Source organism: Actinoplanes sp. NPDC051851 (assembly GCF_040681165.1).
Taxonomy (GTDB): domain Bacteria; phylum Actinomycetota; class Actinomycetes; order Mycobacteriales; family Micromonosporaceae; genus Actinoplanes.
In genome coordinates this window covers 188,730-202,448 of sequence record NZ_JBFAYF010000010.1, presented here as the reverse complement: position 1 = coordinate 202,448, position 13,719 = coordinate 188,730, and the positions used below count along the sequence as shown (strand labels likewise).

Here is a 13,719-nt window from a genome sequence, read left to right as displayed (position 1 = left end):
CGGATAGTTTCCTTGAGGTTCGGCCGGGACCGGTGGTCGGCGCCACACCTGAAAGGATGGGGTGGTGACCGAACAGACCGGCGTCCGCCGTCCGCGCCTCTCGCCCGAGGAGGCACGTGAGCGCATCCTCACCGCGGCCGGTGAGATCCTCGACGCCTCGGGGTACGCCGCCACGACGATGGAGGAGATCGCGGCCCGGGCGGGGATGGCCAAGAAGTCCGTCTACCGCTGGTGGCCGAACCGGATCGTCCTGATCGCCGATCTCCTCGCCCGGCGCAGCACCGTGCACACCGTGCCGGACCAGGGCGACACCCGGGCCGAACTGCTGGAGCTGATCGACACCATCGCCGGCTACACCGCCGGGGCCGACGGCGGGCAACTGCGGCTGCTGCTCGGGTCCATCGACGACGACCCCGAGACCGAGCGCACCATCCTGGCCCGGATCATCGAGCCGCGCCGGGCGCTGGCCCGTACCGTGGTGCAACGCGGCATCGCCCGCGGTGACCTGCCCGCCGACATCGACGTCGACCTTCTCCTGGATCTGTGGAACGGCCTGCTGACCTACCGCTCCGGGTACCGCCGCGCTCCCGTGCTGCGGTCCACGGTGCAGCAGCTGGTCGAGCTGGCCCTGGCCGGGCACACCCCCCGGCTGCGCTGACGATCTTGACCGGCGGGCCCGGTCCGGCTAGCTTTCCTGACCACAACTCAAGACATTCGCCGCAACCCCGTAGCGGGAGAGCCCTCGCCACCCGAGCGAGGCGCCGAAGGAGCAACTTCTCCCTCAGAATCTCTCAGGCACCCGTACCGCAACGGTCTGGCGACTCTGGAAAGTCGGTACGCCCAGGATGCCCCGGGCGTGCCGCGCCCAAGGTGCAAGCCGCCGCGGCGGTGAACCTCTCAGGCCCCATGACAGAGCGAGGGAGGCCCCGACCACGACCGAGGAGCCTTCCGCGTTGAGCACCCGTTTCCCCCATGACCACGAGCGCCCGGCCGGTGGCGCGCTCGCCGTCGACGACCCCGAGATCCACGCCGCGATCGCCGCCGAGCTGGGCCGGCAGCGCGACACCCTGGAGATGATCGCCAGCGAGAACTTCGCCCCGGCGGCCGTCCTGGAGGCACAGGGCTCCGTGCTGACCAACAAGTACGCCGAAGGCTATCCGGGCCGCCGCTACTACGGCGGTTGCGAGCACGTGGACGTCGTCGAGCGGCTGGCGATCGAGCGGGTCTCGGCGCTCTTCGGCGCGGCGTACGCGAACGTGCAGCCGCACTCGGGGGCGAGCGCGAACGCGGCCGCGATGGCCGCCCTGCTCAGCCCCGGCGACACCATCCTCGGCCTGGACCTGGCCCACGGCGGGCACCTCACCCACGGCATGCGGGTCAACTTCTCGGGGAAGCTGTACCGGCCGGTGGCCTACCGGGTGTCGCCGGAGACCGGCCGCGTCGACATGGCGGAGGTCCGGAGCATGGCTCACGAGCACCGGCCGAAAATGATCATCGCGGGCTGGTCGGCGTACCCTCGGAAGCTCGATTTTCCGGCCTTCCGGGAGATCGCCGACGAGGTCGGCGCGCTCCTGCTGGTCGACATGGCGCACTTCGCCGGGCTGGTCGCGGCCGGTCTGCACCCCAACCCGGTGCCGTACGCCGACGTGGTCACCACCACCACCCACAAGACCCTCGGCGGCCCGCGCGGCGGGGTCGTCCTGTCCCGGCGCACCGACCTGGCCAAGAAGATCGACAGTGCGGTCTTCCCCGGTCAGCAGGGCGGTCCGCTGGAACACGTGATCGCGGCGAAGGCGGTGGCCTTCCGGATCGCGGCCACCGCGGACTTCGCCGACCGGCAGCGCCGCACCCTGGCCGGGGCGCGGATCCTCGCCGAGCGGCTCACCGCCCCCGACGCGACGGCGGCCGGGATCGACGTGCTGACCGGCGGCACCGACGTCCACCTCGTCCTGGCCGACCTGCGCCGCTCCGAGCTGGACGGCAGGCAGGCCGAGGACCGGCTGCACCACATCGGGATCACGGTGAACCGCAACGCCGTGCCGTTCGACCCGCGCCCGCCGATGGTCACCTCCGGCCTGCGGATCGGCACCCCGGCGCTGGCCACGCGCGGCTTCGGCCCGGCGGCGTTCACCGAGGTCGCCGACGTGATCGCGGCGGCGCTGCGGCCCGGCTTCGACGAGGCGGCGGCGGGCACGCTGCGCGACCGGGTCGCGGCCCTGGCCGCCGCACACCCCCTCTACCCGCGACTCTGACCGACGCGGTCCGCCCGGACGTGCTCCGGGCGGGCCGCTGGCGGCGTACGGGAGAAAGCTCTTGATCATCTGCCGGATTCGGTGCGAACTCCGGCTCGATCACGGCGGGCGAGAACGGGTGAACGGTGGGCCGAACAGCGCGATGGCCAGGGCGAGTCGGTGGGCGTGGCTCCGTGAACCGTTCGATGTCATTCGGCCGTAAGGTACGAAGACGTCGAAGCAGAGCCTGAGCTACACGTTCGGTGTCGGCGCCGATCTCCGCGCGGGAATCCTCGACCATCCGCCAGAAGGCTGCTTCCTCCACGGTGGTGGTGTCAGGCCGGGTCGACCAGGATGACCGTGATGCGGCCCGGTCGGCGGCTCAGGGCGTTGCGGATCAGGCCGATGCGGCCGGTGATCCAGTACTTGCGGCCGAGGGCCCTGGCGATGCGGGCGCGGTCGGTGTCGTCGCCGATGCGGGCGGTGCCCTCGACCGGGGCGCCGGTGAGGCGGCCGCGGATGTCGCAGGCGGTCACGATGACCCGGGGATTGTTGCGGGCCCGCTTGACCTTCCACGAGTCCGTGATGGTCCAGAACGCGACGCCCGCGCCGTCGGGGAGCACCCAGAGCGGGGACGCGACGGGCGTGCCGTCCTTGCGGAACGTGGTCAGGGAGGCGTACCGAGAAGAACTGATCTCTTTCAATGTGGGCATGCGCTCAGCCTAGATGGGCACGCAGGGCCTTCTTGTCCGGCTTGCCGAGCGCGGTCAGCGGCAGATGGTCGGTCAGGACGATCTTCTTGGGTACGTGCACCGGGCCCTTCCGATCACGGACGAGTGAGCGGAGCTCGTCGGCCAGGCCGTCGGTGGACGCGCCGGGGCGGGGCACCACGACCGCGGTGACCGCCTCGCCCCAGGTCGGGTCCGGTACGCCGATCACCCCGACCTGGGCCACCGCCGGATGGGCCGCGATCACGTCCTCGACCTCGCGCGGGAACACGTTGAAGCCACCCGTGACGATCATGTCCTTGACCCGGTCGACGATGTGCCAGTAGCCGTCCGGGTCCTCGCGCGCGACATCCCCGGTGCGCAGCCAACCCTCGCCGAACGCCGCCGCGGTCGCCTCCGGCTTGTTCCGGTAACCGGCGGCGAGCAGCGGCCCGGCCACACAGATCTCCCCGGGCTCGCCGGGCGGCACCGGGGCGCCGTGCTCGTCGAGCAACGCGGTGCGCAGGAACGCCGACGGCCGCCCGCACGAGGTCAGGCGGGCCTCGTCGTGGTCGCCGCGCGGCAGGTAGCTGATCGCCATCGGCGCCTCGGTCTGCCCGTAGAACTGCGCGAAGACCGGGCCGAACCGGTCGATCGCCTCGCGTAGCCGGACCGGGTTGATCGCGGCCGCGCCGTAGTAGACGGTCTGCAGGCTGGACAGGTCGCGGGTGCGCGAGTCGGGGTGGTCGAGCAGCGCGTACAGCATGGTCGGCACCAGCATGGTCGCGGTGATCCGTTCCTGCTCGACGACGCGCAGCACGACGGCCGGGTCGAAGCGCGGCAGCACCACCAGCGACCCGCCCTTGAGCAGCGTCGGTACGAAGAACGCGGCGCCGGCGTGCGACAGCGGCGTGCAGACCAGGAACCGGGGCGCGTCCGGCCACTCCCACTCGGCGAGCATGATCTGGGCCATCGTCAGCATGGACCGGGCGGTGCCGAGCACGCCCTTGGGCTCGCCGGTGGTCCCGCCGGTGTAGGTGATCGCCACGACGTGCTCGGGGTCCAGCGTGGCCGGCCGCAGCGGTTTCGGCTGATACTGATCAGCGGCGGCGATCAGGTCGACCGCGCCCGTTCCCGCCAGGGACGCCGGGACCGGGCCGATGGTGAGCACCCGGCGGAGCCCGGGGACCTTGGTGAGCAGCTCCCGGGCGCGGTCGGCGAAGGCGGGCTGCGGGTCGACGACGAGCGTGGTGATGCCGGCGTCGCCGATCGCGTACGCGTGGTCGTCGAGCGAGCCGAGCGGGTGCAGCGCGGTGCGCCGGGAGCCGAGCATCTGACTCGCCGCGATGATCAGCAGCACCTCGGGGCGGTTCCCGGCGAGCAGTGCCGCACCGGCGTCGGTGCCCGCACCCAGCTCCTGGAGGGCCTGCGCGTACCGGCTGACCGCCGCGGCGGTCTCCCCGCCGGTCAGGCTGGTGCCGCCGAGCTCCAGCACCGGCGTGTCGCGGTGCCGCCGCAGCGCCGCGGCGACGAGGTGGCCCAGATGGTTCGGCTGGTCGTTCATCAGGGTCCTTTCCGGAAGAGGGTGACGACGCAGGCGCCGCCGAGCCCCAGGTTGTGCGCGAGGCCGAGCCGTGCGCCGGGCACCTGACGCTCGCCGGCCTCGCCGCGCAGCTGCCAGACCAGCTCGGCGCACTGGGCCAGACCGGTCGCGCCGAGCGGATGTCCTTTCGCGATCAGCCCGCCGGACGGGTTCACCACCCACCGCCCGCCGTAGGTGGTCGCCCCGCTGCGCACCAGTTCGGCGCCGGAACCCTCGGCGCAGAGCCCCATCGCCTCGTAGCTGAGCAGCTCGTTGATGGAGAAGCAGTCGTGCAGCTCGATCACGTCGACGTCGCCGATCCCCACCCCGGCGTCGGCCAGCACCCCGGCCGTGGCCCGGCGGGTCATCGGCGCGCCGACCACGGCGATCGCCGAGCCGCCGTCGAACGCGTCGGCGGTATCGGTCACCATCCGCTGGGCGGCGATCTCCACGGCCCGGGCGCGCCGGTCACTGACCACGACGGCCGCGGCCGCGCCGTCGCAGATCGGTGAGCATTGGGTACGGGTGAGCGGCCCGGCCACGACCGTGTCGGCGAGGACCTCGTCGAGGCGGAACCCCCGCCGGTACCGGGCGCGCGGGTTGTGTACGGCGTGCCCGTGGTTCTTCACCGCGACCCGGGCCAGGTCGGCGGGGGTGGTGCCGTACCGGCGCATGTGCTCCTCGGCCGCCTGCGCGAAGAACCACACGGTCAGAGGAAGGGAGGGAGAAGCGGGCAGCGCGGCCAGGTGCGCGTCGATGGTGGACACCCCGGACGGCCGCCCGGCGAGGTCCTCCCGGGTCATCTGCTCGAAGCCGACGGCGAGCACCACGTCGGCCACCCCGCCGAGCACCCAGTCGCGGGCCACCATCAGCGCGGTCGACCCGGAGGCGCAGTTGTTGGTGACGTTGACGACCGGGATCCCGGTGAGCCCGACGTCGTAGAGGGCCCGCTGCCCGGCCGCCGACGGCTGCAGCACGTAGCCGACCGCGGCCCGCTGCACGGCGTCGTAGCCGATCCCGGCGTCGTCGAGCGCGTCCCGGACGGCCGCGGCCACCATCGCCGGATAGCCGGCGCCGCCGCGGGTGAACGGGGTCATCCCGACCCCGGCCACGTACGCGCTCACCCCGGCACCTCGCTGCCCACCACCCAGAACGCGTGGAACTGCGACGCCCCGCCCATCGCGTGCCCGGCCGCGCGGCGGGCGCCCGGCACCTGATGCTCCCCGGCCAGGCCGCGGACCTGCAGCGCCGCCTCGGCGAACCGGAGCAGCCCGGTGGCCCCGGTCGGGTTCCCGGCGAGGACCCCGCCGGACGGGTTGACCGGCAGGTCACCGCCGAACGCGGTACGGTCCGCGTCGACCAGCCGCCAGCCGTCGTGCTCGGCGGCCAGCCCGGTGTTCTCCAGCCACATCGGCTCGTACCAGCTGTACGGGACGTAGAGCTCGGCCACGTCGATCTCGCGCGCCGGATCGGTGATCCCGGCCTGCCGGTACGCGTCGGCGGCGCACTCCCGTCCGGCGAGCGGGTTCACCTCGTCGCGCCCGGCCGCGTGCCCGGTCTCGGTCCGGAAGGCCATCCCGTGGATCCAGGCCGGCGGCCGTGGTGCGCGCCGGGCCGCCGCGGCGCCGCTGACCACGATCGCGCAGGAGCCGTCCGAGGAGGGGCAGGACTCCAGGTAGCGGATCGGATCCCAGAGCATCCGCGAGTCGCGGACCTGCTCGACGGTCAGGTCCGCGTCGCGCAGGTGCGCGTACGGGTTGCGGGCCGCGTTGCGCCGGTGGTTGACCGCCACCTTCCAGCCGATGTGCTCCGGGGCCCGCGCCCGCCGGATGTACTCCCGGATCACCGGCGCGAAGTGCCCACCGGCGCCGGCGCCCAGGTGCGAGCTGAACGGCAGCCCGCGCGACAGCGCCCAGGTGAAGTTCCCCTCGGACTCCTTCGAGTAGGCGACCACCAGCACCCGCCGGGCCAGTCCGGCCGCGACCAGGTGGGCGCCGAAGATCGCCGCGTGCCCGCCGACGCTGCCGCCGGTGAAGACCCGGGTGACCGGCAGGCCGACCGCGCCCATCGCGTCGGCGAGGTACAGCTCGGGATTCATCACCCCGTCGAAGAGGTCGGGGGTCTTGCTCAGCACCACCGCGTCGATGTCGGCGAAGCCCAGCTCCGCGTCGGCGAGCGCGGCGTCGACGGCCTCGCGGACCAGCGCGCCGATGGTCACCTCGCGGCGTTTGGCCTGCACGCTCTGCCCGATACCGATCACGGCGAGGGGTTCGCTCATCGGGGCTCACCGGCCATCAGGCAGATCAGGTTGTGCTGCAGGGCCGGGCCGTTCGTGGCGTGGGCGAGGGCCCGTTCCGCCGTGCCGTCCATGATCTGCCGGGCGGCCTCACCGATTCTGATCAGCCCGGTCGCGGTGGCCGGGTGGCCCGCGAGGGGGCCGCCGGACGGGTTGATCACCGTTTTTTCCAGGCCGAGCGCGGCCACCAGCAGCGGCTCCTGATGGCTGTACTCGGTGTGCAGTTCGGCCACGTCCACGTCGGCAGCGCCGAATCCGGCCTGCTCGGCAGCGCGGGCGGCGGCCAGGCCGACCGAGATCGATCGGGTCAGGTCCCGCGCGCCCGGGTAATGGGTCTCCATCCGGTGGTCGAGGCCGCGCACCCAGGCCGGGCGTCCGGTCGGCCGCCGCGCCGCGTCGCCCGCGGCGAGAACGATCACCGCGGCGGCGTCTCCCGGCGGCGCCACGTCGTGGGCACGCAGAGGGGAGGCCACAAACGGTGCGTCGTTTTCCTTTCCGGTACGTACGCCGCCGCGCAGGGCGTTCGGGTTGGCCGCCGCCGTCGCGAGGCACCGGGAGACCACCTCGGCCATCTGCCGCTCGCTGGTCAGCCCGGCGTCCACCATCGCGGCGGCCTGCAACCCGGCGAGGGCGTGGCGGTGCGGGCGCAACGGCGCGAGCAGGTACGGGTCGAGCTGGGCGGGCAGCACCTGATCCAGGTCGGACACCAGTGACGAGCGGCCCACGGCGTACACCACAGAGGTCTTGATCTTGCTTGTCTGGAGCCAGGTCCAGGCCTCGGCGAACGCCCACGCGGCGTCCATCTCCACGTGTGACTGACGGATCGGTGGCCAGGCGCCCACCGCGTCGAGCGACTCGATGGAGGAGAAGGTGCGGCCCTCGTAGAAGTCGTGGCTGCCGGAGGCTACGAAGCCGATCTCGTCGCGGGTCAGCCCGCAGCTGTCCAGGGCCCGGCGCAGCACCGGCAGCAGGATCTCGGCCATGTCGTGCTCGCGGTCGGCCGGTACGCACGGCGACTGGGCGAAGGAGACGACCGCGACCTCACGCATCGGCCGGACCGATCGGTTCACGTATCGGCCGGAACCACCGGATGCTGGTGGTCGAGGTGTCCAGCTCGGCGTCGTCGACCCAGACCGGCTCCACCGGCAGACCGATTCTGACCAGCTCGGGCGCGATCTCGCGGACCAGGTGCTGCAGCCGGGTGTCGGCGCCGTCGAGGCGGATGTGCGCGACCACGTACGGCGGTTGATGGACCTGGCCGGGGAAGGGGAAGTTGACCACGCAGAAGGTGGCGACCTCGCCCCGGCCGGAGAGCGCGAACGGCGGACCGGTCGGGAGCAGGCAGCCGGAGCAGAACGCGGGCGCCGGCGCGTAGACCATCCGGCAGCCGGGGCAGCGCCGGGCCAGCAGCTGCCGGCGGGCCAGCCCACGCAGGAAGACCGAGCGTCCGGTTCCGGCCACGAAGGTGTACTCCATCCGCAGCGGGCTCGCCATCGTCTCCACCGGCTCGGGCAGGGTCACGCGGCCTCCTCGAAGCACCGGAGGTCGCGCAGGTCGCCGTGGCGTTCGGGCCGCCAGCGGGCACGGACCCGCAGGCCGGTGGACATCCGGTCGGGGTTGCCGCCGACGTCGACGCAGTGGAAGAAGGAGTTCACCGTGCCGTCGATTCTGATCAGCGCCCAGGCGAAGTCGTGCGGCAGTGGGTCGCCGGGCCGGGCGGGCACCCAGGTCCAGGCGGCGACCGTGCCGACCGGGTCCAGCTCGACCAGGTCGCCGGTGGCCGCGCCGTCGGCCGGGTCGAACTCCAGCGGCGGGCAGAGCACGCCCCGCGCGGTCCGTACCCCGAACAGGCGAGCCTCGCGCAGACCGGCCAGGAACGTGCCGATCGTGGGTCCGACCGTACGCCGGAAAGGGAATTCGATCGTGTAGGGGGCGGTCAGGCTCATCGGTCAGCCGAGCGGGAGGGCGATGGACTTGAGCTCGACGTAGCCGTCGAGGCCCTCGGGGCCGAACTCGCGGCCGATGCCGCTGGCCTTGAACCCGCCGAACGGGGAGTTGAAGTCGATCAGATACTGGTTGATGCCGAGGGTGCCGGTGCGGATCCGGCGGGCCACGTCGACGCCGTGGTCCTCCTCGGCGCTCCAGACCGTGCCGGCCAGGCCGTACTCGGAGTCGTTCGCGATCCGGACGGCCTCGTCCTCGGTGTCGTAGGGGATCACGCAGAGCACCGGGCCGAAGATCTCCTCGCGGGCGATCCGCATGTCGTTGCCGACGTCGGCGAAGACGGTCGGCCGGACGTACCAGCCGGTGGTGAGCCCGTCGGGCATGCCGGGGCCGCCGGTCACCAGGCGGGCGCCCTCCCGCACGCCGAGCTCGATGTACGAGCCGACCCGTTCCTGCTGGCGGCGGGCGACCATCGGGCCGATGTAGTTGGCCATGTCGAGGGGGTCGCCGACGCTGAGGCCGTCGACCATCGCGGCGAGCGCGTCGACCACCGCGGCGTACCGGGAGCGCGGGGCCAGGACGCGGCTCTGCGCGATGCAGGCCTGACCGCTGTTCATCAGCGACGCCATCTGCAGGCCCTGCGCGACCTCGGCCGGGTCGGCGTCGTCGAGCACGATCGCGGCGGACTTGCCGCCCAGTTCGAGGGTCACCCGGCGCAGGTCGGCGCCGCAGAGCGCGGCGATCCGGCGGCCCGCCGCGGTCGACCCGGTGAAGGCGATCTTGTCGACGCCGGGGTGGGTGACCAGGTGCTCGCCGACCTCGCGGCCGCCCGGCAGCACGCTGACCACGCCGTCGGGCAGCCCGGCCCGGTCCAGGATCTCGGCCAGGACCAGGCCCGAGGCGGGCGTCTCGGGTGCCGGTTTCAGCACCACGGTGCAGCCGGCCAGCAGCGCCGGGACCAGCTTGGCGAGCGTCACGAAGTGCGGCACGTTCCACGGGGTGATCACGCCGACCACGCCGGCCGGCTCCCGCCGCACCAGGACCGGGCTGCCGAACGTGCCGACGCGCCGCTCCTCCCACGGGTGGGTGGCGGCCGCCAGGAGGAACGCCTCGGTCGCCATCGCGGTCGCGCCGACCTGCCCGACGTGCGAGAACCAGAGCGGCGCGCCCATCTCGGTGCTGATCAGCCCGGCCAGCTCCTCCTGCCGGTCCAGGTAGGCGTCGGCGAAACGGCGTACCGCGGCGATCCGCTCGGCCGGGTCGGTGCGCGGCCAGGGCCCGTCGTCGAAGGCCCGCCGGGCCGCCGCGACCGCCCGGTCGACGTCCGCCGCGGTCGCCTCGGGCGTGCTGCCCACCGGCTGCTCGGAGTGCGGCGACACCACCCGGATCCGCCGGTCGGTGGCGGGCGCGGTCCACCGGCCGCCGATGTAGAGCTCCTTGTACTCCAGCATGGCCGCTCCCCATCAGGCCTCTTCCACCAGAACTAGAACAGGTTCTCGTCACATTACATCTTCGCCGCAGCCGGTGGGTGGTTGAGCCGAGGGAACCTGTATCAGTTCTCTCGCATACGTTTAAATGGAGGTCTGTCGATGTCTTGACGCCCCGGAGGTCCGGTATGACGCTTCGCCGCATCCTGCTCGCGCTGGCGCTGGTGATCTCCGGAGGGGCGGTGCCGGCGGCCGCGGCGACCGTCCACCGGGTCGGTTACGACAGGTACTCGCTGACCGTTGACGGACATCGGGTGCTGGTGCAGGCGGCGGAGTTCCACTACTTCCGGCTGCCCAGCCCCGATCTGTGGCGCGACGTCCTGGAGAAGGAGAAGGCGGCCGGGTTCAACGCCGTATCGGTCTACTTCGACTGGGCGTTCCATTCCCCGGCCGAGGGCGTCTACGACTTCACCGGGGTGCGCGACGTGGATCGGCTGTTGCGTACCGCGGAACAGGTCGGGCTGTATGTGATCGCGCGGCCCGGACCGTACATCAATGCGGAGACGAGCGGAGGCGGCTTTCCTGCCTGGCTCAAACTCGTGCCCGGAAGGGCGCGCAGCAGCGCGCCCGGATACACCGCCGCCTACCGCGACTGGCTGGGGCACCTGAATCCGATAATCGCGCGGCATCAGGTCACCCGCGGTGGATCGGTGCTGCTCTACAACGTGGAGAACGAATATGCGGTGAACACGGACGCCGCCTACATGCAGGACCTGCAGGACGTCGCGCGGGCGCAGGGCATCGACGTGCCGATCACCACGAACCTCTGTTGTGACGCGGCGTCGTGGAGCTCGACCTGGGCATCGGGGCTGGGTGCGGTGCAGATCCCCGGGGTGGACGACTATCCGCAGTCGTTCGACTGTGCGAACGCGGGGACGGTGTGGGGGCCGTGGGGCGCGGGGATCACCGAGCGGGTCCGCGACGACGCCCCGGCCTTCGCGGCCGAATATCAGGCGGGCGCGATCGACCTGAACGACACCGGATACGACGCCTGCCGCGAGCTGACCGGAGTGGATTACACCCGGTACTTCGCGAAGAGCAATCTGATCCTCAGCGGCGCGACCGCCTTCAATTACTACATGGGATTCGGCGGGACGAACTGGGGCTGGCTCGCGCAACCCAACGACGTATACACCTCCTACGACTACGGCGCCGCGATCACCGAAGCCCGCCAGTTGACCGCCAAATACGACGAATTCAAGAGACAGGGCTATTTCTTGCGTACGGTGGCGGGCTCGCTCACCAGGACCGACCCGGTGACCGCGCCCCTCGCCGCCGGATTGGAGACCTACGCACGGGCCAATCCCGATGACGGGACCACGTTCGTGCTGGTCCGCAACCCCGGCACGACCGCGGTGACGACCACCCTCGACTGGGGAACACACGCGCTGCCGGTGACCCTTCCCGGTCATGGTGCCCGGGTGCTGGTCGGCGGTTTCGCGCTCGGCGGGCAGCGCCTCGTCGCCTCCACGTCGGAGATCCTGACGCAGGAGGCGATCGGGGGTCGCGACGTCGCGGTGCTCTACGGCGATGACGGCACGCCGGGGAGCACCATCCTCGGCTATCCGTCCCGGCCCCGGGTGACCGTTCTCGACGGGCGGGTGGACGCGGCGTTCGAGGACGGGGAGCTCCGGCTCGACTACACGCACACCGGGCTGGCGCGGGTGCTGGTCGACGGCGGGGGACGGCGGCCTATGCTGCTGATGCTCGGCACCCCGGCGACCGCCGCGACGTTCTGGCGCGCGGACTCGGTGCTCGTCCGCGGCACCTCCCTGCTGCGGTCGGCGTCAGGTGGGGCGTTGCGCGCCGACACGTCCGCCGCCGGGCCGATCGAGGTCTTCACCTCCGCGCGGACGGTGACCGTCAACGGCTCGCCGCTGGCCGCCCGGCCCACGCCGAGCGGCTCCCTGCTCGGCCGACTGCCCGGACCGGAAACGGTCACCCTGCCCGCGCTGACCGGCTGGCGGCAGCACCCGGAGACGCCCGACGTCGACGACTCCGGCTGGACCGTCGCGGACAAGACCACCAGTCTCAGCCCGTTCGTCCCGCTCACCCAGCCGGTGCTGTTCAGCGACGAGTACGGCTTCCACACCGGCAGCGTCTGGTACCGGGGTCACTTCACCGCCACCGGCGCCGAGACGTCCGTCGAACTCAACGCGATCACCGGGAAACGTGGGAACTATCTGGTCTGGCTGAACGGGCGCTACCTCGGCGCGGCGGCCGGCGGGGTGGAGGCCGACTCCGAGGAGCCGCGCAACCCGGCGCCGGGGCCCGGCACGTTCGCCGTCCCGCCGGGCGTGCTGCGGCCCGGGGAACCGGCCGTGCTCTCCGTGCTGGTGCAGAACATGGGCCACAACGACGACTGGACCGCCGACGACAACCGGTTCCGGCAGCCCCGGGGCCTGGTCGGCGCCCGGATCGACGGCGCGACCACCCCGATCACCTGGCGGATCCAGGGCACCGCGGCGATCGATCCGGTGCGCGGTCCGCTCAACAACGGCGGCCTCCTCGGCGAGCGGGAGGGCTGGACGCTCCCCGGCCACGATGACCGATCCTGGTCACCCGCCGCGACCACCGTGCCCGCCGGGGTCACCTGGTTGCGCACCGGGTTCCGCCTCCAGCTGCCGTCCGGGCAGGACACCTCGATCGTTCTTCGCTTCCCGGGTGCGCCGCCGACCGGGTACCGGGCCGTCGTCTACCTCAACGGGTGGCAGCTCGGGCAGTACGGCGCCGAGATCGGCCCGCAGACCGACTTCGTGCTGCCCGCCGGGCCACTGCGCCAGAACGGGCCGAACACCCTGGCCATCGCGGTGATCGCCACCGCGCCGAGCACCGTCGGCGCCCCTGAGCTGGCGGTCGTCGGCACTCAGCGCGGCGGCGTGCCGTTTATCCGGGGGTAACGGCCGTCTCGGTCGCGGCCTTCTTCGCGGACGTGGCGGCCGAGGTGGTCGCCGCGGCCGTCAGCACGCCGCCGAAGCAGCCGGTCGCGCCGCCGGAGTAGTTGTAGCCGTGCACGCCGGTCATGAACCCGCCGTTGATCTGCGCCGTGTAGATCAGGTCGGCGACGTCCGAATACGTCCAGGTGATCGTGCCGCCGCCGCCGATCCAGCGCCCGGAGCGGACGGCCGTGCCGTTCACCGAACTCCACGACCCGTCCGCGGCGAAAGTGATCAGCGAGGTGCCGACCGTCCCGTCGCAGTACCAGTCGAGCGTCAGCGTCCAGCTCCCGGCCGGCGTGATGGTGGGCAGTGCGGCGAGCGGCACGATCGACTTCACCTCGGCGGCCGCCCCGGTCGTCGACCCGGCCAGCCCGAGCCCGGCGACCAGCGCCGCCGCGGAGAGCAAGCCGGCGAGTCTGCGCTTGTTCATGTCTTCTCTTCCCCCATGTCAGTGAACTCACCAGAACTGCCCGCCATGCTTTCCCATCCAGTGACCTCGATGCAAGCGGCCGAATCGGCGGTGCCAACCATCC

The 13,719-nt window shown here is 72.3% G+C and carries 12 protein-coding genes and 1 riboswitch; of the genes, 3 read left to right on the top strand and 9 right to left on the bottom strand.

The window, feature by feature from the left end:
• Window positions 1–64: 64 nt before the first annotated feature.
• Window positions 65–658: a TetR/AcrR family transcriptional regulator gene (locus AB0M08_RS13520; protein WP_364492390.1), complete on the top strand. Its 594-nt coding sequence runs from the start codon at window positions 65–67 to the stop codon at window positions 656–658.
• Window positions 659–721: 63 nt separating this feature from the next.
• Window positions 722–817, top strand: a riboswitch (glycine riboswitch).
• 136 nt (window positions 818–953) lie between these two features.
• Window positions 954–2,252: a serine hydroxymethyltransferase gene (gene glyA, locus AB0M08_RS13515; RefSeq protein WP_364492389.1), complete on the top strand. Its 1,299-nt coding sequence runs from the start codon at window positions 954–956 to the stop codon at window positions 2,250–2,252.
• A gap of 314 nt (window positions 2,253–2,566) precedes the next feature.
• On the opposite strand, the gene AB0M08_RS13510 is transcribed toward glyA, so the two are convergent.
• The 8 genes from AB0M08_RS13510 to AB0M08_RS13475 are packed head-to-tail and all read right to left on the bottom strand — an operon-like array spanning window position 2,567 to window position 10,211.
• Window positions 2,567–2,944: a PPOX class F420-dependent oxidoreductase gene (locus AB0M08_RS13510; RefSeq protein ID WP_364492388.1), complete on the bottom strand. Its 378-nt coding sequence runs from the start codon at window positions 2,942–2,944 to the stop codon at window positions 2,567–2,569.
• A gap of 4 nt (window positions 2,945–2,948) precedes the next feature.
• A complete protein-coding gene (gene fadD8, locus AB0M08_RS13505) occupies window positions 2,949–4,502 on the bottom strand; it encodes a fatty-acid--CoA ligase FadD8 (RefSeq protein WP_364492387.1) in 1,554 nt (517 codons plus the stop codon).
• Window positions 4,502–5,644, bottom strand: coding sequence for a beta-ketoacyl synthase N-terminal-like domain-containing protein (locus AB0M08_RS13500; RefSeq protein ID WP_364492386.1), 1,143 nt, complete (start codon window positions 5,642–5,644; stop codon window positions 4,502–4,504). The genes fadD8 and AB0M08_RS13500 overlap by 1 nt, the downstream gene beginning before the upstream one ends.
• The gene (locus tag AB0M08_RS13495) at window positions 5,641–6,798 is read right to left on the bottom strand and encodes a thiolase domain-containing protein (RefSeq protein WP_364492385.1); all 1,158 of its coding nucleotides are present in this window, start codon (window positions 6,796–6,798) and stop codon (window positions 5,641–5,643) included. Before AB0M08_RS13495 ends, AB0M08_RS13500 begins: the two co-directional genes overlap by 4 nt.
• Window positions 6,795–7,865, bottom strand: coding sequence for a lipid-transfer protein (locus AB0M08_RS13490; protein WP_364492384.1), 1,071 nt, complete (start codon window positions 7,863–7,865; stop codon window positions 6,795–6,797). Before AB0M08_RS13490 ends, AB0M08_RS13495 begins: the two co-directional genes overlap by 4 nt.
• Window positions 7,858–8,337, bottom strand: coding sequence for an OB-fold domain-containing protein (locus tag AB0M08_RS13485; protein ID WP_364492383.1), 480 nt, complete (start codon window positions 8,335–8,337; stop codon window positions 7,858–7,860). Before AB0M08_RS13485 ends, AB0M08_RS13490 begins: the two co-directional genes overlap by 8 nt.
• Complete coding sequence (locus AB0M08_RS13480; protein ID WP_364492382.1) at window positions 8,334–8,762, bottom strand: OB-fold domain-containing protein; 429 nt, start codon at window positions 8,760–8,762, stop codon at window positions 8,334–8,336. The genes AB0M08_RS13485 and AB0M08_RS13480 overlap by 4 nt, the downstream gene beginning before the upstream one ends.
• A 3-nt stretch (window positions 8,763–8,765) precedes the next feature.
• Window positions 8,766–10,211 carry an aldehyde dehydrogenase gene (locus AB0M08_RS13475; RefSeq protein WP_364492381.1) on the bottom strand — a complete coding sequence of 482 codons (1,446 nt, stop codon included), beginning with the start codon at window positions 10,209–10,211 and terminating at the stop codon, window positions 8,766–8,768.
• 164 nt (window positions 10,212–10,375) lie between these two features.
• On the opposite strand from AB0M08_RS13475, the gene AB0M08_RS13470 reads away from it, so the two are divergent.
• Window positions 10,376–13,147, top strand: a complete 2,772-nt coding sequence (locus tag AB0M08_RS13470; protein WP_364492380.1) for a beta-galactosidase — start codon at window positions 10,376–10,378, stop codon at window positions 13,145–13,147.
• On the opposite strand, the gene AB0M08_RS13465 is transcribed toward AB0M08_RS13470, so the two are convergent.
• On the bottom strand, window positions 13,134–13,616 hold the full coding sequence (locus AB0M08_RS13465) for a hypothetical protein (protein ID WP_364492379.1): 483 nt from the start codon (window positions 13,614–13,616) through the stop codon (window positions 13,134–13,136). The genes AB0M08_RS13470 and AB0M08_RS13465 overlap by 14 nt on opposite strands.
• Between the last annotated feature and the right edge of the window lie 103 nt (window positions 13,617–13,719).